General features: G+C 58.8%; 23 protein-coding genes. 22 read left to right on the top strand and 1 reads right to left on the bottom strand.

From position 1 onward, the window contains the following. Nucleotides 1-645 precede the first annotated feature (645 nt). From XH92_RS35140 to XH92_RS35080, 13 genes are all read left to right on the top strand, one after another. Nucleotides 646-924, top strand: coding sequence for a hypothetical protein (locus XH92_RS35140; protein ID WP_194456216.1), 279 nt, complete (start codon nt 646-648; stop codon nt 922-924). After that, a complete protein-coding gene (sctI, locus tag XH92_RS35135) occupies nt 890-1,321 on the top strand; it encodes a type III secretion system inner rod subunit SctI (protein ID WP_194456215.1) in 432 nt (143 codons plus the stop codon). The genes XH92_RS35140 and sctI overlap by 35 nt, the downstream gene beginning before the upstream one ends. Continuing rightward, entirely contained in the window at nt 1,318-2,103 is a 786-nt protein-coding gene (gene sctJ, locus XH92_RS35130) for a type III secretion system inner membrane ring lipoprotein SctJ (RefSeq protein WP_194456214.1), read from the top strand. The genes sctI and sctJ overlap by 4 nt, the downstream gene beginning before the upstream one ends. A 25-nt stretch (nt 2,104-2,128) precedes the next feature. Then, nucleotides 2,129-2,824 carry a hypothetical protein gene (locus XH92_RS35125; protein ID WP_194456213.1) on the top strand — a complete coding sequence of 232 codons (696 nt, stop codon included), beginning with the start codon at nt 2,129-2,131 and terminating at the stop codon, nt 2,822-2,824. Then, a complete protein-coding gene (locus XH92_RS35120) occupies nt 2,803-3,426 on the top strand; it encodes a FliH/SctL family protein (RefSeq protein WP_194456212.1) in 624 nt (207 codons plus the stop codon). Before XH92_RS35125 ends, XH92_RS35120 begins: the two co-directional genes overlap by 22 nt. Further along, entirely contained in the window at nt 3,423-4,799 is a 1,377-nt protein-coding gene (gene sctN / locus XH92_RS35115; RefSeq protein WP_305825859.1) for a type III secretion system ATPase SctN, read from the top strand. The genes XH92_RS35120 and sctN overlap by 4 nt, the downstream gene beginning before the upstream one ends. After that, on the top strand, nt 4,787-5,284 hold the full coding sequence (locus XH92_RS35110; RefSeq protein WP_194456211.1) for a YscO family type III secretion system apparatus protein: 498 nt from the start codon (nt 4,787-4,789) through the stop codon (nt 5,282-5,284). The genes sctN and XH92_RS35110 overlap by 13 nt, the downstream gene beginning before the upstream one ends. 434 nt (nt 5,285-5,718) lie before the next feature. Continuing rightward, complete coding sequence (sctV, locus tag XH92_RS35105; RefSeq protein ID WP_194456210.1) at nt 5,719-7,818, top strand: type III secretion system export apparatus subunit SctV; 2,100 nt, start codon at nt 5,719-5,721, stop codon at nt 7,816-7,818. Between the two features lie 5 nt (nt 7,819-7,823). Next, nucleotides 7,824-9,194 (top strand): FHA domain-containing protein, encoded by a 1,371-nt coding sequence (locus tag XH92_RS35100; protein ID WP_194456209.1) that lies wholly within the window; start codon nt 7,824-7,826, stop codon nt 9,192-9,194. After that, nucleotides 9,181-9,447, top strand: coding sequence for an EscE/YscE/SsaE family type III secretion system needle protein co-chaperone (locus XH92_RS35095; protein WP_194456208.1), 267 nt, complete (start codon nt 9,181-9,183; stop codon nt 9,445-9,447). The genes XH92_RS35100 and XH92_RS35095 overlap by 14 nt, the downstream gene beginning before the upstream one ends. A gap of 1 nt (nt 9,448) precedes the next feature. Beyond that, nucleotides 9,449-9,667, top strand: coding sequence for an EscF/YscF/HrpA family type III secretion system needle major subunit (locus tag XH92_RS35090; protein ID WP_194456207.1), 219 nt, complete (start codon nt 9,449-9,451; stop codon nt 9,665-9,667). Between the two features lie 110 nt (nt 9,668-9,777). Continuing rightward, nucleotides 9,778-10,716 (top strand): LysR substrate-binding domain-containing protein, encoded by a 939-nt coding sequence (locus XH92_RS35085; RefSeq protein WP_194456206.1) that lies wholly within the window; start codon nt 9,778-9,780, stop codon nt 10,714-10,716. A 198-nt stretch (nt 10,717-10,914) separates the two neighbouring features. Then, nucleotides 10,915-11,139: a hypothetical protein gene (locus XH92_RS35080; protein WP_194456205.1), complete on the top strand. Its 225-nt coding sequence runs from the start codon at nt 10,915-10,917 to the stop codon at nt 11,137-11,139. Between the two features lie 44 nt (nt 11,140-11,183). Here the strand turns inward: XH92_RS35080 and XH92_RS35075 are convergent, their stop codons facing one another. Next, nucleotides 11,184-13,211 carry a secretin N-terminal domain-containing protein gene (locus XH92_RS35075; RefSeq protein WP_194456204.1) on the bottom strand — a complete coding sequence of 676 codons (2,028 nt, stop codon included), beginning with the start codon at nt 13,209-13,211 and terminating at the stop codon, nt 11,184-11,186. Nucleotides 13,212-14,585: 1,374 nt separating this feature from the next. Between XH92_RS35075 and XH92_RS35070 the strand changes: the two genes are divergently transcribed. From XH92_RS35070 to XH92_RS35030, 9 genes are all read left to right on the top strand, one after another. After that, the gene (locus XH92_RS35070) at nt 14,586-15,242 is read left to right on the top strand and encodes a hypothetical protein (protein ID WP_194456203.1); all 657 of its coding nucleotides are present in this window, start codon (nt 14,586-14,588) and stop codon (nt 15,240-15,242) included. After that, on the top strand, nt 15,239-16,225 hold the full coding sequence (gene sctQ, locus XH92_RS35065) for a type III secretion system cytoplasmic ring protein SctQ (protein ID WP_194456202.1): 987 nt from the start codon (nt 15,239-15,241) through the stop codon (nt 16,223-16,225). Before XH92_RS35070 ends, sctQ begins: the two co-directional genes overlap by 4 nt. Next, nucleotides 16,222-16,884, top strand: a complete 663-nt coding sequence (gene sctR, locus XH92_RS35060) for a type III secretion system export apparatus subunit SctR (protein WP_194456201.1) — start codon at nt 16,222-16,224, stop codon at nt 16,882-16,884. The genes sctQ and sctR overlap by 4 nt, the downstream gene beginning before the upstream one ends. Next, nucleotides 16,881-17,141 (top strand): type III secretion system export apparatus subunit SctS, encoded by a 261-nt coding sequence (gene sctS / locus XH92_RS35055; protein WP_194456200.1) that lies wholly within the window; start codon nt 16,881-16,883, stop codon nt 17,139-17,141. Before sctR ends, sctS begins: the two co-directional genes overlap by 4 nt. Before the next feature lie 93 nt (nt 17,142-17,234). Then, a complete protein-coding gene (gene sctT / locus XH92_RS35050; protein ID WP_194456199.1) occupies nt 17,235-18,023 on the top strand; it encodes a type III secretion system export apparatus subunit SctT in 789 nt (262 codons plus the stop codon). A gap of 6 nt (nt 18,024-18,029) precedes the next feature. Then, nucleotides 18,030-19,094, top strand: a complete 1,065-nt coding sequence (locus XH92_RS35045; RefSeq protein ID WP_194456198.1) for an EscU/YscU/HrcU family type III secretion system export apparatus switch protein — start codon at nt 18,030-18,032, stop codon at nt 19,092-19,094. A gap of 1,019 nt (nt 19,095-20,113) precedes the next feature. Next, nucleotides 20,114-20,644, top strand: a complete 531-nt coding sequence (locus XH92_RS35040; protein WP_194456197.1) for a SycD/LcrH family type III secretion system chaperone — start codon at nt 20,114-20,116, stop codon at nt 20,642-20,644. Between the two features lies 1 nt (nt 20,645). After that, nucleotides 20,646-21,767 carry a type III secretion system translocon subunit SctE gene (sctE, locus tag XH92_RS35035; RefSeq protein WP_194456196.1) on the top strand — a complete coding sequence of 374 codons (1,122 nt, stop codon included), beginning with the start codon at nt 20,646-20,648 and terminating at the stop codon, nt 21,765-21,767. Nucleotides 21,768-21,810: 43 nt separating this feature from the next. Continuing rightward, the gene (locus tag XH92_RS35030) at nt 21,811-22,680 is read left to right on the top strand and encodes a hypothetical protein (protein ID WP_194456195.1); all 870 of its coding nucleotides are present in this window, start codon (nt 21,811-21,813) and stop codon (nt 22,678-22,680) included. Nucleotides 22,681-22,702: the final 22 nt, after the last annotated feature.

Here is a 22,702-nt window from a genome sequence, read left to right as displayed (position 1 = left end):
CATAAGAGCGTCGCGGCCCGTCGCCTAGCCCCCAACTGGTTCAGTCCTTTATCTGACGGTCCCTTGAACCGGTTTGTTAGTTGGAAACTGACTGCTCCTCTTGATATCCGTCTATGACGAGACGCTCTGTTGCGACCTCTGCGAGCAAATGGTCGCCGCGTCGGCGTTGTCTGCCGTATCCATCGCCTTACTCCTTATCGTGCGCGGTCTTCCGTTGGTCCGGAGTTGCCGTCCATATGCATTCACTATGCTTCCATCTGCGAACGGTATTTCCCCTCGATCGTGCCGCGGACTAGAACTGCTCAAATAGTTAGTCGTGGGCGACGGCATGCTGGAAAGCAAAGCTTCATCCGAATGCTTATGACGGGCTCAGCGGTATCAGAAGTGAGGCGCAGCCCGCAGCAAGACAACCCTCCGGTGAGGGTCTCATTGCATTCTGGCGGACCAGGCGGGTTCAAAGCGGTATAAGGACTATTCGTCGTTATGTCTGATTTGGTCTCGTTTGCCACCCCGGAAAGTCGGCGTCGCCTCCTGCGGTGCCTGACCGAGGTTGCGTTTCTGGCTTGTGTTAAAAGCGACGTGGAGCGAGCGCGGCGGATTGCCAAGGGAATCGATGTTATCGCCCCGGGCGGTCGGGAGGCCGTCATGGCTCGCGTGCTCGTCGACTTGGCGGCAAACGACGTTGAGGCGGCGCTGGAGCGCCTCGATCCTCTTGCCCGCGCGAGTGATCCCTATGGAATGGCATTTCAGGCGCTGGCGCTTGGGGTTGTTGGACGCTTAAGCGAGCGGGACGCTGTGCTTCGGCGTCTTCCTCGCGACGATCAGGCGCTCGATGGGCTTTTTGCGGCGTTAGGTGGTGCAGCGAAGGTGCGTACAGGAGGTTCAGTCAATGAGCGGTGTGAATGGAATCGTGGCGCTACTTGAGGCCGTGTCGCCGGCCAGCGGGAGGCCGGCGGCATCAAGGGCGCCGAGTGACTCGGTTGAGGCCTTTCGCGCGGCGCTCGATCGCCCGCTGCTGTCATCACCGAATAATGATCTTGCAGGGGGCGCTAGTCTTGCCCCGACCGACGAGGGGCCGATTGGTCGCGTCCGGGTGACTGACGATATCCTCAGTGGAATGGACAAGCTGAGCGCCTCTTTCGGCGACGCTGCGAACGTCGCGGCCGGGGTCGCGGAAAGCTATGCTTCCGGGGAGTTCAGTTCGATTGAGTGGCTGAACGCGCAATCCACCCTGTCAGCCCTGACGCTGCAATACGATATCGCGTCGAAAGTGGTTGGGAAGGCCGTGCAAAGCCTTGATACTCTCCTGAAGAGCCAGTGAACAACCGTTATGTGAGCGTGACGTTGGTGTGGAAGCGTGCGTTGATACTTTTGGCGACGTTCGCGTTGGCGGGGTGCGGAGCAAAGATCGAGCTTTATCGCAATCTTCCGGCGCATGACGCCAACGAGATGCTCGCGTTGCTGATGCGGCACGGCATTGATGCCGAGCGGGTGGCCGAGCATAACGGGGCAGCCTCCCTGATTGTTTCGACGAAAGACGTGCCGCGTGCCATGAGTATACTGGATGGCGCCGGATTGCCTCGCGATCGGCTTGCCGACTTGGGCACCCTCTTCAGGAAAGAGGGGATGTTGTCATCGCCAACGGAGGAGCGTGTGCGATTTATCCATGGCACGACGCAGGAATTGTCGGAGACGCTCTCCAGGATCGATGGCGTGTTCAGTGCCCGCGTCCATGCCGTCCTGCCCGAAAATACGATCGACGATCGCGTCCCACCTGCTCCCTCAACTGCTGCTGTATTGGTCCGCTATAAGGCTGGTACTGCCGTTGATCAGATCGTACCGAAGATCAAGGAGTTGGTCGCAAATAGCTTGAAGGGCGTATCGTACGACGGCGTCTCGGTTACGCTCGTCGAGGCAAGTCAAAGCGATAGCGACTTGCCGCCACTTGAGGCGCCTCCCGTCGCCGCCGAGGCCAGCGCTCGGCTCTATCTCCTGGTCGGACTCGTGGCTGGGCTGGTGATATCGCTAATCTGCAATGCAGCTCTTGCCTTTCTCGTGTGGCGAAAACGTGTGAGCCACACAACAAATCCTGCGGCGCCATAGATCGATGCAAGCGAGCAATCCCGCGATGATCGCGACAGAATCGGCGGCAATTTCGGACAACTGGCTTCACAGGCCGTGGGCGGGGGCGATGATGCGCTGCATCGCCGATCCCGCGGCCGACTTCGATGACGCTATAGTCAAGGATTGGCCCGAATGGCTGCCGCGGCAGCCTGCACGGACAGATTCGTTCATCCGAATGAGACTTGGAAGTCGGCTGCTTCGCGATCAAGATAGGGGGGCGTCGGCCATCATCTCCGCTGGCCAGGCGCCGCGGACCCGGCTCGCATTTTTGCCGGTATCGGACGCCGTGCGCCTCATGTGCCTTGCCGCGGCGTGGACCGGGGCGCCCAGTCTTGTCGGGCAACTTCGCAACGCCGATGTCGTTGCAGCGCGTTCCGTCCTCGGAGAAGGCGCCTTCGCGTTCGCTTTCGATGCCGCGCTGCTGCCACGACCGACCGCCGGACTGATGTCGGCTATCGGCGCTTCCAAGCTGCCGACCGGGCCTGCTGAACTGCTCCACTGCGCAGCTGCGATGTTCGGCCTCGCAATGGGCTGCATCCCGCATGCACTGCAGGTACGACTGAGATTACGCAGCCCTGCGTCGATCTGGACGGTGGCGGCTAATGCCTGTCGCAACGACAGTGCTGGAGAGGACGCCTTTCATGCGATGCGGCGGTTGGTCCGCAAAAGGATGGCTCCATGGTCGCACTGGTTCGATTGACGTCCGAGACGATCAGTGTTCTCGGACCAGGGCAAATCTTGCCGGCGGCAAGCGCGCAGGCACTCCTGCACGCCGAGCAACTGCTGACCCAGGCGCAGCGCGATGCAGAGGCGCTTGTTGAGGAAGCGCGCATGTCCGCAAGCAGGATTGAAGCGGCCGCCAGAGAAGCCGGGCTCAAGGAAGCGCAAGTGACAATTCAACAGCGCTTGGCCGCAATCGCCGTAGAGTCGCTGCGGGTCATGGAGCAAAACAAGGAAAGGATCGTGGACCTCGGCCTGCAGATCGCCCGCCGGATCATCGACACGACGGCGCCAGACGAGACCGCGGTGCAGATCGCACTGCGAAGCCTGCGCGTCGCGGGCCATAGCCCTGTCGTTCGGCTGCGAGTGGCACCGTCGCTGGTCGAGACGGTTCGCGGGCGGGTCGACGAGATAGTCCCGGCGGTCACGTCACGCGCAGTCGTCGAAGTGATTTCTGATCCGCGGATCAATGATGCCGGGTGTATTCTCGAGACCGATGCCGGACTGGTCGACGCGACGATCGAAAGCCAGCTGACATTGATCGAAAGCGGCCTTCGCAAAAGCCTGGAGGCGTCGAAGTGATCTCGGAGACAGCCGAGCCGTCGACGGCGGTAGATCCCGTAGGTTGTTCGCATGAAAGCATCGATCGGTTCTTCCGGCTCGCGAACAGGGCGGTTGAGCAAACGCCGACGATGAATGTCCGTGGTCGCGTCCTTCAAGTCGTTGGAACAATCATCCGTGCGACGGCTCCTGGCGTGCGTATCGGGGATTTGTGCGAACTCCACGATCCCAAGAATGACCGTGAACTGACCGCTGAGGTCGTCGGTGTTCAGCGCGATGTTGCCGTTCTGACGCCGCTCGGGGACATGCGGGGACTTTCTACCCTCACGGAGGTGATTCCGACGAGCAAGGCCCTGCTGGTGCCGGCGGGCTGGAACTTGCTAGGTCGGGTGCTTGACGGCCTTGGCCGCCCGCTGGATGCAACCACTCATGGGCCCATGATCGCAGAATTCCACGTGCCGGTTCATGGCAGCGCACCAGATCCGCTAATCCGGCGTAGCATAGATCAGGTTCTTCCGGTCGGTATACGGGCGATCGATGCCCTGCTGACGTGCGGGGAAGGGCAACGCGTCGGTATCTTTGCCGCTGCAGGAGCCGGCAAAAGTACACTGCTGTCGATGCTCATACGGGGCGCTGACGTTGACGTCGCGGTGATAGCACTTATCGGCGAGCGCGGACGGGAGGTGCAAGAGTTCATCACGCAGCTCGGCTCGCAATCACGAACCAAAGCGGTTTTCGTTGTCGCGACGTCCGACCGACCCGCCATGGAGCGCGCCAAGGCGGCCTATGTGGCCACGGCAATAGCTGAATGGTTTCGCGATCAAGGCAAACGCGTGCTGCTTCTCATGGATTCGCTAACGCGTTTTGCGCGAGCACACAGGGAGATCGGCCTCGCAGCGGGTGAGCCACCGACCCGGCATGGTTTCCCGCCATCCGTGTTCGCGACACTGCCGCAACTGTTGGAACGTGCGGGCAACAATGCGCGCGGGTCGATCACGGCCTTCTATACCGTGCTTGTCGAGGGAGATGACATGACTGAACCCATCGCCGACGAAACGCGCTCGATCCTTGATGGCCACATTGTCCTCTCGCGTGCCCTGGCTATGTCGAACCACTATCCTGCCATCGACATTCTTGCGAGCGTCAGCCGCGTCATGAGCATGATCGTGGCTCCGCAGCATGAAAGCGCGGCACGGAGACTGCGGGAGTTGATGGCGAAATACCAGGAGGTCGAACTCTTGATTCGTGTGGGTGAATACAAGAACGGTACCGACGCACTTGCGGATGAGGCGATCGCCAGAAGGGACGAAATACAGAGTTTCCTGCGCCAATCGACAAGCGAGCAGATGGACTTCGAGGCCACGCTCCAGGAGCTTGAAACATGCGTGGGATGATCTCGGACGCCGTGCCCCGTCTCCTGGAGCTGCGCAAATTGCGGCATCATCGCCAACAAGATATTCTCCGGGCGCGGCAGCTGGCCCTGGAGGACGCTGCCACTGCTGTCGAGACCGCCGCCAAAAATCACCGCGCCTGGCGGCAAAAGCGAGTTCGGCTTGAGGCTGCCCTTTATGATTCCGTCATCGGAGAAACCGTCACTCTCGGCGCTCTTGTCGGTCTGAAGGCAAAGATGACCTCTCTGCATGATCACGACCAGCTGCTCGAAAAGGACATTGAGAAGGCGGTCGCGGCAGCCGATCTTGCCCGGCAGGCTCGCGACGAGGCATGCAACATCATGCGTCAAACAGGCAAGCAATTCGACAAGTGCGATCATCTGGCGCGCGCGTTGCGCGATGCCGCGATGGGAAGGCCGGAGCAGGTTTGCGATAACAGGGCCGCCGTGGACACGCCGCGAGCAGGGGCGGCCTTGGAGTTCGAATAATTGCAGGGATGCGAAGGCTAGGGGAGGAGATCAGGCGAGCGTCGATAAGGCGTTGGATATGGCGGGTCTAGTAGGTCGATCTCATCCATGGTGCATCGGATCCTGCGGTTTACGTCGATGCAGATCGTGCGGGTAGGCTGATGGCGATACGCTCGACCGACCGTCCCGCTGGCACGATCGCGTGTACCTGTCATCTAGGCCAAAGACTGCGGGTTTCCGACAGACGATCGAAAAAACATCAGAGTCACTGTTGCGATCCGGGCGAGTTGGCTTTGAACGCGGCTAATCGGCGCGGAGGGTTCAAATTTGCTACTCTGGGTTTGAAGGCGGGCCGGCAGTCTGCCCCGGGGCCGGAGCGAGCCATCGTCAGCAGCGTGTTGCGCCTCTGGCTATGGACTGGCATTTCACGGGGCAACTCGCGCTAAGTTGATCAGATGAAGCCACTCGACAAACTGCTGACCATCGCGACCGGCCGTAACGACATTGTTCTGGTGACGTTGCTGATCACGATCGTTTTCATGATGATTATTCCGCTTCCGTCAGTGCTTATGGATGTGCTGCAAGCGGTCAATCTGGGAATTGCAGCCCTTCTGCTGATGGTGGCGGTCTACATCAGGTCGCCACTCGCATTCGTCTCATTTCCATCGGTGCTTTTGCTGGCAACGCTGTTTCGTCTGGCGCTCGGTATTGCGGCAACTCGCACCATCCTGCTTCATGCGGAAGCTGGCCAGATCATCAAGACCTTCGGTAACTTTGTCGTAGCCGGTAATCTCGTCGTAGGCGCCGTTACCTTCTTGATCATGACAATTGTACAATTTGTCGTCATCACCAAAGGATCAGAGCGCGTTGCTGAAGTCGCTGCACGTTTTTCTCTGGATTCCATGCCGGGAAAGCAGATGAGCGTCGATGGCGACTTGCGGGCCGGCAGCATCGATATGCGAGAGGCACACAGGCGCCGTGTTGCCATCGAGCGCGAAAGTCAGTTGTACGGTGCCATGGACGGCGCCATGAAGTTCCTCAAAGGGGACGCGATCGCAGGCCTGATCAGCATTATCGTGAACATCATTGGCGGGATCGCGATTGGTTCACTCCAAAAGGGAATGGGACTCTCGGAGGCGCTTGAAGTCTATACGACCTTGACCATTGGCGATGGTCTCGTCGGTCAGATTCCGGCGTTGTTCACCTCGATCACGGCAGGATTTATCGTCACGAGAGTAAGCTCCGAAGACAACAGCACAGACCTCGGCAATGCAATCGGCGATGAACTGAGTGCGCAACCACGTGCACTCATGGTTGGCGCATTCATGCTCGTCCTGTTCTCCCTTGTGCCCGGCTTCCCGACATTGATTTTTATGGTTTTGGCAGCAGCGGTGGGTGGGGCTGGCTGGCTGCTGCAGCGTCGTGGCCAGCTATTGCGCACTGACTCGCACGGCCATCCACTCAGTGGGGGCGCGCTGTCGACGAGTCCGACTGAGGCCTCTGAGGCAAACAAGGCAGGCGGCAATGGCATCATGCTTACTGTGCCCCTGATGATCGACGTTGACCGGGATATCGTCGACACGATGATCCAGCCGGACGTGCTTGATAAAGCGTTGGTGGCCACGCGGCAGGCGCTGATGCTCGATCTTGGCGTTCCGGTTCCAGCGATCAATGTCCGAATAAACCAGGATTGTCACAAGGGCGAATATATTATCAGGCTAAATGAAGTTCCATACGGATCGGGACGATTGCGACCTCAACACGTCCTGGCGCGTGATACTCCCGAGGGCCTCGAAATGGTGGACATTCCATGTGTCGCGGAAGAGCCGTCATTTCTGCCTCAGATCGAGACCGTCTGGGTTGATGTCGCACATCTCGAGTCGCTGGGAGCGGCAGGCATCCCGTATCTGGAATCAGCCCAGATTCTCTCCTGCCATGTTGGTCTAATCGTACGTCGGCACGCCGATGAGTTCATCGGTATCCAGGAAACGAAAGCGCTTTTGAAACAGGCGGAGGGATCCTTTCCGGAACTCGTGAAGGAGGCGTTGCGCCTGGTCCCTCTGCAAAAAATTGCGGAGGTGCTGAAGCGGCTCGTTTCGGAGCAGGTTTCCCTGCGAAACATGCGCGCTATCCTCAACACATTGGTCCAATGGGGACAAAATGAGAAGGATACAGTCCTGCTGACCGAGTATGTGCGTGGTGCGCTCAAGAGGCAGATCTGCTTTCAACATTGTGCCGGTACGAATCTGTTGCCGGCCTACATTTTGACGGCGGAGGTGGAAGATACTGTGCGCAAGTCAATTCGACAGACGTCTGCGGGGAGCTATCTCGCTCTCGATCCGCAGACCACGCAACAGATCGTTGGCAGGATAAAAGATGCCGCCGGCATCCTTGAATCGCTGCCATACAAGCCCGTGCTACTCACCTCGATCGATATCCGTCGATACGTCCGCAAGCTTGTCGAGGCCGATTTGTACGAGCTCCCGGTGCTCTCCTATCAGGAGCTTACTCCCGACATCTCCGTCCAGCCCTTGGCGCGAATTGCGCTGCAGTGATGTACATGCCAACGGAAAAGAATGTTCTGACCGGTGAACAGGCCAAGCTCACTTTGCGCGTCCTGTCCGGGCCGAACCTGGGCGCGGAGACTTGGCTGGGCGAGGGAACGTGGCTCATCGGTAGCCATGATACGGATGACCTTACCTTCGGCGATCCGGAACTCGTCGGGTCGCATATTCGTGTCGTTAACGAGTCGGGGAAAATCCAGATCACTGCGTTCGCACCGGGCGTGCTGATCAACGGTAGGGAGTGCACTACCAACAATCCGACTATCATTGATCCGTTTACCCAGGTTCGTGTTGGCCGCACAATCTTTAGCCTCAGCCCTGCCGGGCTCGGCCTTCCTGAGGGGGACTCCGTGCTCGAGCGCCAGGGGGTGGATGCGAGAAGGGCCGCTTCAGATGCGACAGAGTCATTGGGTGTGGGCAGCCGGCGAACACGTCTCGCGGTGGGTTGGATATCGTGGCGATTGCGGCTTGGGGCAGTGGTTTGTGGCCTCCTTGTGATAGTAGGTGGCGCTTGGGCAGCGATGGACCGGCTCCACTCCCGGGCGTTTTCTGCCGCTCCGGGGATTCAACCGATCGAGACCCAGACGGCTGATCTTCGTGGGCTGGATATTGCACCCGACGTCAATACACCGTCGACTGCCGGCAAGCTGGCGATCGACCTGGAGCCCGGAGAGAATAACAACAAGAGCCAGTCTGGCTGGCAAGACCCCAGGCGTGCGGCTGAGCTTGCAGCAAAGCGACCGGCCACTGCCAAATTATCTGACGCAAGGCTCATCGATCTCGCAGCTACGATCTTACACGCGTTTGATATCGACGGTCACGTTCGCGTAGAAGGTGCTGGCGAACTCACAGTGATAGGGTACGGTCGGAGCGATGCCAAAGTAGACGCGGCCCTTCGTCGTCTGCAGCAGGACATCCCGGGCATCTACAAGACCAATGATGAAGTGGCAACACCAGATCGCGCACGCGCTTTTTTGCTGGGGGCGGCGTCGGCAGAACTCCGCCGGTCCATCCGCATCACCGTAAGGCCCGCTGTCGTATCCGTATCCGGAGCGCTGGCCTCGGCGACATACGATGAGTGGAAGGACGTTGCCGCTCGGTTCGAGGAAAGATTCAGGCCCTATATCCGACTCGAGTCGAGGTGCGAGCTGATGGTATTGCCCGCGGTGCGAGGGGTGCACCTGGGCCGCGCACCTTTCGTTGTGGTTGAGAGCGGAGCGCAGTTGAAAGTGGGCGACAGCATCGATCACATCGGCAAGATTGCTGCCATCGACCACGACGGACTTATCGTGCGTGTCGGAGAATCGAACCTTCGCATGCTCTATCGAGGCGCCCCTGAGTGGTTAACCGAGGATGATCAACGGTGAAGAGGATTCCATCGTGCTTGAGCTGGAAAAGAAGCTGCTAAATGACGTTGATGGCTCCAGCAGAGCTGCCATCAATGAAGACCTCCAGAACTGGAGGCGGTCTCTGAAACGTGACATCGATAGCGGCGTCACGACGCGGCAGTTCGGAGCACTGCAGGCGCTGCTCGAGGCAATAGATTGCGCGACAGAAGTCGTTGATGCTACATGGATGGGGCATCACCGCGAAAATGGTCCGTTGAGTAAGGAGAGGTGAAATGGATTTCGGCAGCATAACCGGCTCGATTGGGCAATCCGTTGCCCAATCGGAACGCAATGTGAGAGAACGTATCGCAACCATGAACCCGGACGACACAATGGATCAGCTCCGGTTTCAGCTCTCAATGAGCAAGCACACGACGCTGTTGAACTTGAACTCCACCATCATCAAGGCGGTTCACGACGCACTCAATGGTATCATCCGGAATATTGCCTGATCTTCATCGGTAGGTTTGGTCGTTCGGTGCCGGCACGATATCCGGGCTGATAGGCGAGTCCGGATATCCTGATCAAGCTTGAATCGACCGAGCGAAATCGAACGCGACTGATGTCACCTAACTTCCTGCAACTTCGTCATCTCCGTTATTTCCTGGGCATCGTGGATGCTGGTAGCTTTACGGGGGCGGCAGGCATGCTACACGTGGCGCAGCCTGCCCTCAGCCAGCAGATGACCGCCCTTGAAGCTGAGCTTGGCGTCGAACTGCTCCAGCGCAGTCAACGCGGCATTCGTCCAACTGCCGCAGGCGAAATCTTCTATCGTGAGGCGGCATCGATCATTGGGCAGGTGGAGCAGCTGGGCCGCGTCGTCCGGTCGGTGGCGGGAGAACCGGAAGGGCTGGTGAGGCTTGGTATGTCATCGGGATTTGCGGTGTGCTGGGCTTACGACTTTTTGGAAGCCTGCCGGGTAATTCTGCCGAAAGTGCATCTCCGTCTGGTTGCAGGTGACATTCTGCGCATGAGATCGCTTATTGCATCCCGTGCGCTCGATCTCTGCTTCCTTTTGGAAGATGAGCCTATCCAGGGTCTATCCCGGCAGCCGCTTTTTCATCAGCCACTATCGCTGGTTGGACCTCTGTTTGCCGAAGACGTCACGCATACCATTTCGCTCGAGCGGCTGGCTCACCTTCCTCTTGTGCTGCCGACACGGCCCAACACAGTTCGCAGCGCGCTGGACCGCGCGTTCCAAGGGGTCGGCTTGACTCCCAATTGCATCGCGGAAGTCGACACGTTCGCCAGTGCGCTCTCCCTGGTCAATGCAGGCATCGGCAATGTGATCGTTCCGAGGGTCGTCTTCTCTGATATACCGGGACATGGCCGTCTGAGGCTGATCACGATAGATCCGCCGATCCATGTGACGGCATGCCTGATCTCTTCCGGCAATACTCCGCTGCCGTTCGCCGCACAGGCGGTAGCTGACCTCCTGGCAACCCATGTGGACCTTGCGCTTCGAAAGGACAGCAAAGAGAACGAAGGCTCATTGCAATAGAGGGTACAACCAGTGTGAACCCCGGCCCGAAGTGGAATTCGTCCATCATCGACTAACTCTGAGACTTTCAAACGCCAGCGTGTTGCCGAACGGCGATCGCCCCACGATCCGGCCAGCAAATAGTCGAAGCCTAGCTGCAACCTGGGATCTTGCTGGTTGGACTGAGGTTTCACTGGCGCCCGATCGCCGAGGGGCGAAATGTTCGTCGATACAAGTTGCGATTGCGACGACAGTGTAGCTCGCCTGCGGCGGCCCGCGTTCAAGGAAAAGCCCGACGAGCAGCCATCCGACCTGCTGCCCGGAGCCGAGCGGCGAGTCATCGCCGGTGCCGGCAATCGATGGGACTGTCTGACCGGCTACGCCGATGACGGTCTTGCGCCGATCGACAGCAGCCTTCCAGTCGTCACTGGATACGTACTCTGATCAAGCACAGCGTTCCGATCGGGGGACTCGCTTCGCGCCAACTATCAATCGAGTGCGCCTCGCATATTGCCATCGAGCAGGGGAGATACCAGGGGCTCAGGAAAGGTTCTGGGTACCGAAATTGAGCCGGTGACGGCCGGGATTGCCAGCTCTCGCCGAACCCTCGCAGCTTGTTCGCGCTTTGGTGAGGCAGCCTCTCGTCGCGGTCCGGGCGTGAGCTGGCGGCCGAGCTCGGGCGCCAGCGATTCGAACTTCGCCCGCAACTCGTCGGTTAGGGCTCGTGCCTCTGCGTCACCTTGAAGCACCATAGGATTGAGTAACACCAGGAGCTCAGTTCGCTCTTTGGTTTGTTCAGTACGCCGGAATGCCGCTCCCAGAAGCGGAATGTTCATCAGCAAAGGCAGCCCAGAATCGGCCCGAGAGGTACTATCCTGCATCAACCCACCAATCGCTATCGTATCCCCGTTTCGTGTGGATACGGTGCTCTGCAGGCGGCGTAGCGAAATCACAGGAGACTGGATGCTGGTGAGCTTGTTCTTGTTGGCGGTACTAACCTCCTGAAAGGTGTCGAGTGTGACACTACCGCCGGCGCCTATTCTCGGCGTAACAGCCAAAATTACTCCTGTGTCACGCAGTTCGACGTTGCTGATGATCGGCGAGTTCTCGCTTGCCGGGGATTGGGATGATCGGGACAAGATTGGGACCTGCTCGCCGACCTGAATCGTCGCCGGCTGATTGTCGACCGCGAGAATGCGTGGCGCGGATACAACCTTGACGTCCGCCACCTCGCTCAGCGCATGCAGCACAACGTTGGCACTTGTCCCGGGAAACACATAGGACAAGCCACCTTTTGGAACGGCACCCAGGCCACGAGAGGACAAAAGATAGTCCACCCCGTACCCCAGGCCGTCGTTTAGCCGGACCTCCGCGACAATTGCCTGGATGAGAACCTGACGAGGCTTGACGTCAAGACGACGGATCGCGGCATCGATGATCTTGGCATCGTGCGGTGCCGCCAGAATAACAAGCGCGTTCTGGCTGCGATCCGCCTGGATCCGCACCGGCGCCGATAAACCGAGACTGGCCGGGACCACCACCGCTTCGTGCTTTGCTTGCACCGTCTGCGTGTTCGAGGCGGAGTCTGCGTTCGGCGGGCTGGACCGGTTCGGAAGAAGGTCTGATCGACTGGCCAGGCTTGCCACCCGCACCTTGTCGGACTCTCCATCGGACTGTGCGGGCGCTGCTGCAACGCTCGGGTCAGCGCCGAGGATTTGCGCCAGCACCTGAGCCACTTCCGTCGCCCTTCGGTACTTCAGGGGCCGCACTTGAACGTTTGCTGCTGCCTTCGACGTTCTGTCCAGCTTCTCGATTGTCTCACGCGCGTGCTGGAGTGCCGCAGGGTCGTCGGCAACTACAAGAATGCCGTTCAACCGCTCCAGTGATGCAAACCGGACTCGCGTCGGACCCTGAGCATTCTGATTGAATAGAAAATTGAGGTCTTTCTCGACTGCGGCGGGACTTGCCTGAGCCAGGGTATACAGTGCAAAGGACTTGTGGAGCATGCTATCGATGTCCAACAAGGCTATGAGTTCACGCGCGGAACTGACGCCACCGGGCGGGCCGCTGATCGCAATGCCTCGTTGTCCGGGGGCGGGCGCCAAATGAACGTTTTCCTCGACGTTTGGTCGGATGACCTTGATGACCTCGACTGGGTCGACATAACGAACGGGAATTACCTTAACATCGCCGCGCCCTCCGTCGGCGAGATCAGCCAGGCGCGCCACCCTGACTCCCCGGTCACCTGCCGCCAGTCCGTAACCAGACTTTCCCAGCACTTCGTCCAGAAGCCGCGGAACATCACTCGCCGGAACCTTGCCGGAAGTCCGGAGCGTTATCTTTCCCTCTACGCCTGAATCGATCACAACGGGCATGGCCAAGATGTTGCCGACGACGTCATTCACGACCCGCCGAATATCAGCATTGACGTAGTCCAGACTGACGCGCGTGCTGTTGGTGGTGACCGGTAGCCGACGCTCCGAGGTTTCGGCAGGCGGGGCGGATGGCTGGGTCAACACTTCAAAGCCCCCCGCGAGCGATGCGCTCTCCGAGTATGTAGGTTCGGACACCTTCCGAATGCCGCTCGGCGGGTTCAGTAGAACGCTGCGCTCAGCCGTCGAGTCTGCGCATCCGGTGAGGAGTAGACAAAGAAACGTGAGTACCGTGGAGCGCGAAGGGGGGCACACTTGTGGAAGATGTGCATTCATTCAATGTTTCCATGTGCCGGCGCAAAGCCATCCTCTGGAGCTTTGGCAGCGCGAGCGGTATTGGGCCTGGCGCTCAGCGGCGAAACTTTCCCGAGGATAAGACAAATAGCAGCTTGATGATTCTTCCGAGTGTCAGTACCGGAGACCCGCCAAGCTGCAAATTAATTCATCGATATGGGGCCATAACGGGAAGTGATGGAGCTGCGAGTGCTCCGCGCTTTGACCACACATTGATGTGTCGCCTGGATAAGCAGGAGCGGTATTCACCACGCGGCACGTTTCGATGAGTTGTTGCCAATCTCGGCTGTTACGGGTGAGGCGAGATCGCGGACGCAAACCGGACCAACCCTTGCCAGGCAGTCAAACTCCGCTGCCATTGGCTCCAAAACGGCGCGTTGTATGCCGTCGTCGGCTGAACGAGCGCGATGATCATCGATCTCGTCAAGCCATGACCACCCAAGTGCCGTCGGCCGCTCCCACATGACTAGTACAAGCGGGCTGCTCTCGCGACACACTCCCTTGATGCGCCGGAATTTGACGTACGTAAGATCGTGCCGCGCTTCAGATGATGAGGCATCATGTCAGAAATCATCGATCTGCTTAGCGGCGGCGTAGCTGTCCTCGCAGCATAGCTGACATGGCCCGGCAGCAGAACCGCTATGATTGTGGCGTCTTCGTGCTCGACGCGACGCGGACGCTGGTTAGACGTTTGGCGGAAGGTCAGCAGCCAGAGCAGCTGCACCTTAACAACATCGGCGCAGATCGACAGGCCTTGCGGGATCGACTAGGCGCTTTTCCCGGGTTGGGCTGACCAAGCTGACGGGAATATAAAGCGGCGCCAAGTCCTTGAGAATCCGCCCTCGTTCATGAAGGAGATCAGGCGGCCGTTCAACAACCATATGGATCGGGCCTGGCCCGATCGTTGGGCTGCGCCATAGCGCGATCAGCTGGACCGATATCGAAAATGTATTTGCTTCTGAGCGGCCCTAAGCAGATCAAAGGGGTGGAAGGAAGTGCCTTGTGCTGAGCGGCGCGTACCTTCCTCTTGTCTCCGGAGTACAAGGTCGTGATTGGTGGCTGGAGCGATGAGCCGCAGTGCTGCAATGCGCGAAATGAGCTGTCTGCATGACATTTCAGCGCTGCGCGTTTGACATCTGGAGAAGCTGCGATGGAGCTGCCTTGATGAAGGTTCGTGACAGCGCTTCGATGTCGGCAATCGCGCCATGTGACCGCCCGCCCCCGCGCGTGCTCGCGGCCCGGAAGCCTGTGCCTGGTGCGGATTACGAGCGCTTTCGGCGACGACTCGAAGGGGCCGCTCTGGATGACCGCGAGTCGCCTGCGGATGGTTCCGGCTGCACGAAGCTCGGCAACGATCAGCATGATCCGGTGGCGATGGGGAGCGTTGTGCCCTCCTGCGTGCCCGTCGTCTCGCACGAACCCGTCATGCTGGATTATGCACAGGATCCGGGAGTGGACGGAGAGCCTTCACGTTCCACAGAGCTCGCTGAGCTGGCGGAGGCGATCGTTGAGCGCGTTTTGATATGTCCGGACCGCAGGGGGGGCGCGACGGCGTACATCACGTTGAATCGCGTCGTGTTTGGAAGCGCATGTGTGTTCGTCAGATGCCGCGACGATACGCTATCTCTCTCCATCGTCTCCGACCACCTTAGGTCCATCTTGCAATTGCGAGGCCAAGCGTTTGCGCGCCACTTGTCTGATCGGCTCGGCATGCGCGTCATGATTGCGGTCGTTGGCCGAGGCTGGCTGGAAGAGGGCTGTCATTGGCACTCTTCCGGTTCGGAGACGACATTCCACTACAGCGCTGAGAAGCGCTCATGATCGATCTTCCCCGCTATGAGGGACGCGATGTTGTCGCAATATCGCGAATTGCGAGTCGTCTTCCGCTTGCTTTCAGTCTCGCCGGCATCGAGGTGCAGGCAGTCATGGCCGATTCAACGCATCGGCACATCCCGGTGCCAAGTTACACCGTGGTAATGAATGTGCAAGGCCACAAAATCCGCCTCGCATTGGGGGCAATGCTCCTTCCGCAGCTGGCCGTCGAACGATGGCCGGAGATCACCACATTGCCTCCGGGCCACGGCCTGGGCGAGATATTGTTCGATATCGTTCTGCAGGATCTGGCGATCGAAGTGGAGCAATGGTGCGGTCAGCGGCCGACCTGGTCCTGCTCCGACGTTGCGGCCCCGCGACCCCACGCGTTCAAGATCGTTCGGCTGGAGCAACCGAACGATCCGGTCGGCTCGGTGGAACTCGATGATGAGGGGCTGCAGTGGGTCGCCGACTGTTGCTCCGACCTGCCGGTCCTCGCCGCAGCGCTCGATGAGCTTCCGCTTCTTCTGGATGTTCGCATTGCTCCCATCACTCTTGCCCTGGCGGAACTACAGCGACTTGCGCAAGGTGACGTCATCATGCTCGACAACCAATCGGTGGGCAGGGATGGCGCGATGAGCGTGGTCGCGCACCTCTCTAACAATCCCTGGTTTCGTGCTTCGATCCGGGATTGCCGCCTCTCTGTCCAATCAGTAGTGGATCGTTTGATGGATAAGCCGGAGTTCCTCCCGCCTGAAAGCCTCGACAGCCTTAATCTGACCGTCGATGTGGATGTCGGACGTTTGACCATGCCGCTCGGACAGCTTCGTGAACTCGCGGTGGGCCAGGTCATCGATCTTGGCTTTGATGCAACCACTAACGTTTCTCTGCGCGTCAATGGCCAAGTCGTCGCGACGGGTGAGCTGGTGCGCATTGCTGAGCAGACCGGGGTGCGCCTGCTGGATCTGCGCTTGCCCCGGGCTGAGCGATGAATAAGTTTCCCGATCCGGCGACGCTTGTCGTCCTGATGGGATCCATCGCGGTCCTCCCCTTCGTTGCGATTACGGTAACGTCCTACGTAAAGCTTGTCGTTGTCTTTGGGCTGCTGCGCAACGCACTCGGCGTTCAGAATATCCCACCGAACATGGCCTTGAACGCGATCGCTATCTTACTTTCGGCCTACATCATGCAGCCAGTGGCGAAGAGCGCGTATCAGGCTGTGCGTGATAGGCCAATCGCGTACCAAACGTTCGGAGAATTGGTCGACACCATAGCCATAGGTGCCGAGCCGGTTCGTGACTTCCTCATCAAAAACACGTCCACGACAACACGTCATTTCTTCGTCAATGCCACGCACAAGTCGTGGAGCAAGGAAGACGCGGCTGACGTGGTCGACAATGCATTTTTGATCTTGATCCCGGCCTTCATCACGTCCGAACTGGAAGAGGCATTCAAGGTCGGATGCTTGCTGTTCCTCCCCTTCATCGTTATCGATCTCGTTATCTCCAACATCCTTCTGGCGATGGGCATGATGATGGTTTCACCCATGACGATATCCCTGCCATTCAAGCTGTTCTTGTTCGTTGCCGTGAACGGGTGGCAGCGCCTCATCCACGGCCTCGTCTTGTCCTACGCAGGACCGGCGTCTTGAATTCCGCCACGCTCGTCAACGTCGCCGTCGAAGCGCTTACACTTTCGGTTGTGCTGTCCTTGCCGGCAGTCCTCGTCGCTACGATAGTGGGACTGATCATCAGTCTCATCCAGGCCATGACTCAGATTCAAGAGCAAACACTTTCCTTCGCTGTGAAGCTGATAAGCGTAAATCTTGTCCTGGTCGCCACCGCGAGCTGGTTTGAGGAGCTTGGCCGGTATACCATGCGAATCTTCGACAAGATCGGCGCGGTGTAGGCGTTGGAGCTCGAGCGGGTCATCGATTGTCCATCGCGTGCGGCATCTGCAGGAAGAACCGCGGCCGCTCTTCATCATCCTGGTTGTCCTTTTATGTTGTCACTTGATCCGGATGAGATGCGTACCGCCCTCGTTGTTCTTGTGCTCGCGGTTGCGCGCATATCGGGCATGATGCTGGTCGTCCCAGTCCTCGCGCGCAATATGGTGACAGGAATGGCACGCAACAGCGTGATCATCGCATTGTCGTTCCCTGTAATAGGACGCGCCTGGACAACAAGGCCTGAGGACCTCGACTTTGCCAGCCTGGCGCTGATCCTGGGCCTCGGACTGAAGGAACTTCTGCTCGGGCTTGTACTCGGCTTGCCAGTTGCCGCCGTCGTGTGGGGCGTCGAGGCGTGCGGCACGTTCATTGACAACCAAAGGGGTGCAACGATGGCCAGTCTGCTCGATCCGGCAAGCGGCAATCAAACCTCGCCGCTTGGGACATTCCTGGGCGAGCTTTACCTCACATGGCTGTTCGTCACGGGAGGCTTCTTCAAGCTCCTGGAGGCACTCTATCGCTCGCATGAAATCTGGCCTGTGTGGACCTTTCGTCCGACAATTGGTCCAGCATTCGTCGGAGCGGTACTGAGTCTCGCGGACCTCGTCATGCTGTTGACATTGCTCCTCGCCGGTCCAGCCATCCTCGCCATGTTCTTAAGTGAATTAGGTCTGGCGCTGATTGGTCGGTTCTCGCCACAATTGCAGGTCTTCTATGTCGCTATGCCGGTCAAAAGCATGGTTGGTCTGCTGCTGCTGATCCTGTCGCTCGCGACAGTTTTGACTCATGCCGGCGATCATGGGCTATCGCCTGTCGCATTTGTTCGCCGCATCGCCATGTGAGTATTCATGCCAGCTGGTAAGAGCGAAAAACCGACCCGTCAAAGGCTGGGCGAGCTGCGCAAGAAAGGACAGGTTGCTCAGAGCAGGGAGGTTGTCGCGGCGGTGCTGACCATTGGGTTCTTCACCTTGTTCGTCGCCTCTTTGCCTCGCCTGGTGGACCGACTTGAGGCAGCGCTCCTGTTACCCATCGCATATCTGAAAAATGAGAACTTTATCGTTGTCGCGCTGCAACTCTTCGGATCGTACACCCGTGAGATACAGAGCCTGACAATGCCGTTTCTCGGCGTCGTCCTGATCGGCGGTGTGGGCGCCCACGTGTTGCAGACCGGAGTGCTTTTCTCGCCCTCAGCAGCGGCGCCATCGCTCATGAAGCTGAACCCAAGTGAAAACATCAGCAGGATATTCTCGTCGCAGAGCCTCTTCGAGCTGAGCCGATCAGTCGTGAAGGTGCTGTTGCTCGGTCTCGTTCTTGTATTTGTGGTTCGCGCAGCAGTAAGTTCGCTGGTATGGATTCCGAGCTGCGGAATATCCTGCCTGGCTTTGCTGACGGGTAACCTCTTATTCTATGTCGCGGTCTGGGCGGGGGCGATCCATCTTGTCGTGGCAATTGCGGACTTCGCGTTCCAGCGGTGGCAGTTCGAGAGAAAGAATATGATGTCGCTGGAGGAAGTGAAGCGAGAATACAAGGAAAACGAAGGCGATCCCCTGATCAAAAAGCGCCGCAAGCGACTTCGTTCGCAATTAATGGCCAAGGATCCTATCGCCCTAGCGCGCCGTGCGACCGCGTTGATCTCCAATCCCACGCATATTGCAGTGGCGCTTTACTACGATGGGCAACAGACGCCGCTACCCTTGATTGACGCTATTGGTACCGACCTGGTCGCACAGCAAATGATCGCGGCCGCCACCGCCGCTGGCGTGCCGGTGATGCGAAATGTTCCGCTGGCGCGTGCGCTCCTGGAAGACGGTCTGGTCGATGAATATATCCCGTCACACTTGATTGAACCAATCGCAGAGGTGTTGCGAGCGCTCGGGGACCTTGCGACCGAGACCGGAGGTGATCGGCTCTGAATTCGTGAGGCCAGTTGCGAGCTTCGGAATAGTCAGCATGGCGCGAATGAATAGACCCCTGGGAGCCACCTTCGACGCCATCCTGCTCAGAACCGAGTAATTTGTCGTGAATTGTTCGGCAACATTCACTCCCTTTTGCAGATCGACATGTTCGGCGGCTGCTTGCCCGCATACGCGATCATGCCTCCAGGAAACCTCGTGGTTGCCGAGAAGGTTCTGGCCAAGTTGCAAGATGCGCCTTCGGATCGCTATTGGGTGCCCCCTAGGATGGATGAGGGCAATTTAAGGCCTGGGCAGGTAGTGGCGGGTGGGACGCGAGGCCTCCGGAGAATGCCACGCGCTTCACATCCACGATATGTCGCTGTTACGAACTCCCGCCCTTATCAGGTTTCAGGGAAGTTCAGAATAATCGTATTGGCCTTCAACTTGAACGGTAGCCACGCTTGCGCCGATACGAGCGGGCCTATCATTCGTGCCGATGCACCCATAATGACTCAATATTTTGCACGCCGCGGACTATCGGGTACCGAAGGGCAGGGGCCGTCCAGTACTCCTGGATGCCGAAGTTGATCTCGGCGTCGTTCAGTCGGGATAACGGGCATCTTGTGCAAGACGCAGATTGTCCCAGCTTTGGCGTCGAGCCGCCGATCTGGCGGTCGAGGTTCTCGAGTGGTTTGCACCTGCGAGCGGCATGGCGCCGTCGGGTGCAGGTCGGACCCGGTTTGCATCGCATGAAGTTGGTGAGGAAGCGAACGTGGATCTAGAGGAAACGATACAAAGGTCCCGACAAACGATCGAGCAAATGGACCTCCTTCTAAGGAGGGCGGATGCTCGACTTGAGTGGCTGGCTCAACTATCGGACGCCGGGGCTGCCGGCCCGGATTCCCCTTCTGCGAGTAACGGCGATCGCGACGGGGGCTCTGACGCATCTTATTCATGCGAGCAGGCGGCCCCAGGCGATGTTTTGCCTTCACCCGAAACGGCTTTGAATCTTTCATGGTTCGGACAGAGGGTGTGATATGGCGAGCGGGGTCGAGCAAGGCCTATTGAGCGATCTTGAGGCGGCCGATGCGATTGACCGCGGAGCCTCGTCGCACCTCACGCTCGACCTCATGGCGGGGCGCGCGACGTTAGGCGATGTCGTTGGCATTACAGACGAAGAAATTGAGGCACTATATACGCTGGGTTACCGCTATTACTGCTGCGGCAAATATGAGCACGCGCTGAGTTTCTTTCGCTTTCTATGCTTGCATCGACACACTGACGCGCGATCCTGGCTCAGCCTGGCTGCTGCCAGTCAGATGCTTGAGGATACAGAAGGGGCGGTGCAGGCTTACAAGTTGGCTGCGCTCCTGAACAGCGAGGACCCGCAGATACCACTTCGCGCTGCAGAATGTTTGGTCAAACTGGGGCGCCCGGCAGCAGCCATAGTCGCGCTCGGTGATGTCCTGACGCTCAGCGCCGGAAATTCCGAGCTCAACACGTTCGCCTGGCGCGCGCGACGGATGCTCGACCGTCTGAAAACGGAAAGGAACTCAAGTGGTGCATAGCTTGAACGTAACCGGTTGGAACAGTGAAGCGCAGTACGAAGCAGGGGCGCCGCTTGTAACCGGTCGCTCCTTGACTGCTCGTTCAGGCGCGCTCGATACGACAGCAATTGGCAATTTGCCGCCAGCAGTCTCCCGCAAAATCGTCGCATCGGGTTCGATTCCGAATCTGGCGCTGCCGCGCGGGCTCGACCCGGTAGAACTTGCTAACAATCTGCTGGCATTGAGGATCAAAATGGCTGACCGGCTAATTGCGAGCGGGATGGCGGATGTTCGACACGAAGGCGAACTGCTAAGGCGGCAGCACGAGACGATCGGCAACAAGATCATCGAAGCCGCTAACGCCATGGCGAAAGCGAAAAAGAGCGCACACATAAGGAAGTTCCTCGGGTGGCTCGCGGTCGGGCTCTCGGTCGCGGCCGCCGTGGTCACCGGTGGCACTCTTGCGACAGTTGCCGCAGCAGTGACAGTGGGCGTTGCGGTGCTCAACGAAACGGGTGTCGTCGACAAGATGACCCAGGCGATTGCCAAACGTCTCATGAAAGACGGCAACATGGATGCTGCCCAAGCGAACAAAGTGGCTGTCGGCATCACGATGGGCATCATATTATCGGTTACCGTGCTGACGGCAGGCGCCGGGCTTATGGGTGGGGCTGCGAATGGAGCCCGCGCGGCCGCTATGTGGAGCCGCCTTGGTGAGGCCGGCGCGTCAGCTCTCCGTGGACTTGCCTCCCTCGCAAAGCAACCGGGCTCGTTGGCAACCGTCCTCTCAAGGGCCATGAATCAAGCCGCTTCCACGATCGCAGATACAACCTCGAACGCTACCAGGATTGCTCAGATCAGCCAGAAGGTTTCGACCGCCGCCCGCGTTGGCGAGGCAACTGCTTCGTTCGGCGAGGCCGCTGCGGGCATAGCGAATGGGGTTCAGCAGAAGGAGGCCGCGGACACTCAGGCGGACGCGTTGGACATAAGGAAGCGAATTACGTGGATGAAAGAGCTTCAAAACAACGAGATGGACTTCATCAAGCAGCTCGTCCTCGACCAAAAGGCGACCACACAGAGGATTGCCGAGGCTATCGAGATCCGCAGTGCAAGCGATGCGTCTCTCATCCGTGCCTTCGCCTAATCACTTCTAACAGCCTTCTCTTGCGAGCGTAAGGAACGCATTCATGCTAGGTGCTATCGAGCGTGTAAATGTCGTCGGCGTTGATCCATTGGACAATGCCGCGCATCGTCAGCTTTCGCCGAGTTCGCCCTCTGACTCCCTCCGCGGCGCCCGCGCACCAGAGGCGACCACGACTCAGTCGCTTGCCCATAGTGTTAACGGCGCGTCAAATTTTGCATTGCTTGGAAACTCGGGGCTTCCTGAGCTTGTTACGCAGCAGACGCTTTCAGGTATCGCGCCCAAGCTCAAGGACTTTGCGACGGGAAGTAACATGTCTGCAGTTGCGGCACTCATTGTTCGTCTCAATTCTGAGCTTCGCAAAGCGGCAAGAGAGGACATGTGGGCTGCGGTTGGTGCCGATATCGCTGCGCAGGACGCGGCTGCCAAGTCGATTCGAAACTCAGGGCTCTATCAGTTGTTTGGCTCAATCGTCGCATCGAGTGGCGCTATCGCCGGCGCCGGCATGAACCTCAAGGGTGCTCGCCAGAGTCAATTGCGATTCGAAGGCAATGCACCCAAGGCCTCATCTGGCGTTGACGCCCGCACTCCTGATGGCATTGACCATTTTGACTTTACGCGCATCGCTCACGCGCAAACCGCAGCCGCACAGGAGACCATGAAATGGGGGGGCATGGCTGCCATGACAACGGAAACCTCCAAGATCGCCGGGGCCGGCATGAACATGGCGTCCACTCAATACCAGGAAGAAAAAGCGAAGCATGACGCAGATAGCACCAAGGCGAAGGCCCACGCGGAGGACGAAAGGCAATTCATCGATTACTACCAGACGCAGATTCAGGACTTGCTGAGCAAGCTTGCGGAGATGCGTAGTGCAGATAGCGAGACGAGGAGCAAACTCGTCAACATGGCATGAGTGCAACGCATCGTTACAAACG

Origin of the sequence: Bradyrhizobium sp. CCBAU 53421 (assembly GCF_015291625.1) — a bacterium.
In the GTDB taxonomy this organism is placed as follows: Bacteria; Pseudomonadota; Alphaproteobacteria; order Rhizobiales; family Xanthobacteraceae; genus Bradyrhizobium.
The sequence above is the reverse complement of the archived record's forward strand: the minus strand, read 5'-3'. Positions and strand labels throughout refer to the sequence as shown.

Excerpts from the sequence above, each read along its gene's own strand:
- XH92_RS35140 (WP_194456216.1), top strand. The coding sequence starts at position 646 with ATGGCTCGCGTGCTCGTCGACTTGGCGGCAAACGACGTTGAGGCGGCG.
- sctI (WP_194456215.1), top strand. The coding sequence starts at position 890 with ATGAGCGGTGTGAATGGAATCGTGGCGCTACTTGAGGCCGTGTCGCCG.
- XH92_RS35125 (WP_194456213.1), top strand. The coding sequence starts at position 2,129 with ATGATCGCGACAGAATCGGCGGCAATTTCGGACAACTGGCTTCACAGG.
- XH92_RS35120 (WP_194456212.1), top strand. The coding sequence starts at position 2,803 with ATGGTCGCACTGGTTCGATTGACGTCCGAGACGATCAGTGTTCTCGGA.
- XH92_RS35110 (WP_194456211.1), top strand. The coding sequence starts at position 4,787 with ATGCGTGGGATGATCTCGGACGCCGTGCCCCGTCTCCTGGAGCTGCGC.
- sctV (WP_194456210.1), top strand. The coding sequence starts at position 5,719 with ATGAAGCCACTCGACAAACTGCTGACCATCGCGACCGGCCGTAACGAC.
- XH92_RS35100 (WP_194456209.1), top strand. The coding sequence starts at position 7,824 with ATGCCAACGGAAAAGAATGTTCTGACCGGTGAACAGGCCAAGCTCACT.
- XH92_RS35095 (WP_194456208.1), top strand. The coding sequence starts at position 9,181 with ATGATCAACGGTGAAGAGGATTCCATCGTGCTTGAGCTGGAAAAGAAG.
- XH92_RS35090 (WP_194456207.1), top strand. The coding sequence starts at position 9,449 with ATGGATTTCGGCAGCATAACCGGCTCGATTGGGCAATCCGTTGCCCAA.
- XH92_RS35085 (WP_194456206.1), top strand. The coding sequence starts at position 9,778 with ATGTCACCTAACTTCCTGCAACTTCGTCATCTCCGTTATTTCCTGGGC.
- XH92_RS35080 (WP_194456205.1), top strand. The coding sequence starts at position 10,915 with ATGTTCGTCGATACAAGTTGCGATTGCGACGACAGTGTAGCTCGCCTG.
- XH92_RS35070 (WP_194456203.1), top strand. The coding sequence starts at position 14,586 with ATGAAGGTTCGTGACAGCGCTTCGATGTCGGCAATCGCGCCATGTGAC.
- sctQ (WP_194456202.1), top strand. The coding sequence starts at position 15,239 with ATGATCGATCTTCCCCGCTATGAGGGACGCGATGTTGTCGCAATATCG.
- sctR (WP_194456201.1), top strand. The coding sequence starts at position 16,222 with ATGAATAAGTTTCCCGATCCGGCGACGCTTGTCGTCCTGATGGGATCC.
- sctT (WP_194456199.1), top strand. The coding sequence starts at position 17,235 with ATGTTGTCACTTGATCCGGATGAGATGCGTACCGCCCTCGTTGTTCTT.
- XH92_RS35045 (WP_194456198.1), top strand. The coding sequence starts at position 18,030 with ATGCCAGCTGGTAAGAGCGAAAAACCGACCCGTCAAAGGCTGGGCGAG.
- XH92_RS35040 (WP_194456197.1), top strand. The coding sequence starts at position 20,114 with ATGGCGAGCGGGGTCGAGCAAGGCCTATTGAGCGATCTTGAGGCGGCC.
- XH92_RS35030 (WP_194456195.1), top strand. The coding sequence starts at position 21,811 with ATGCTAGGTGCTATCGAGCGTGTAAATGTCGTCGGCGTTGATCCATTG.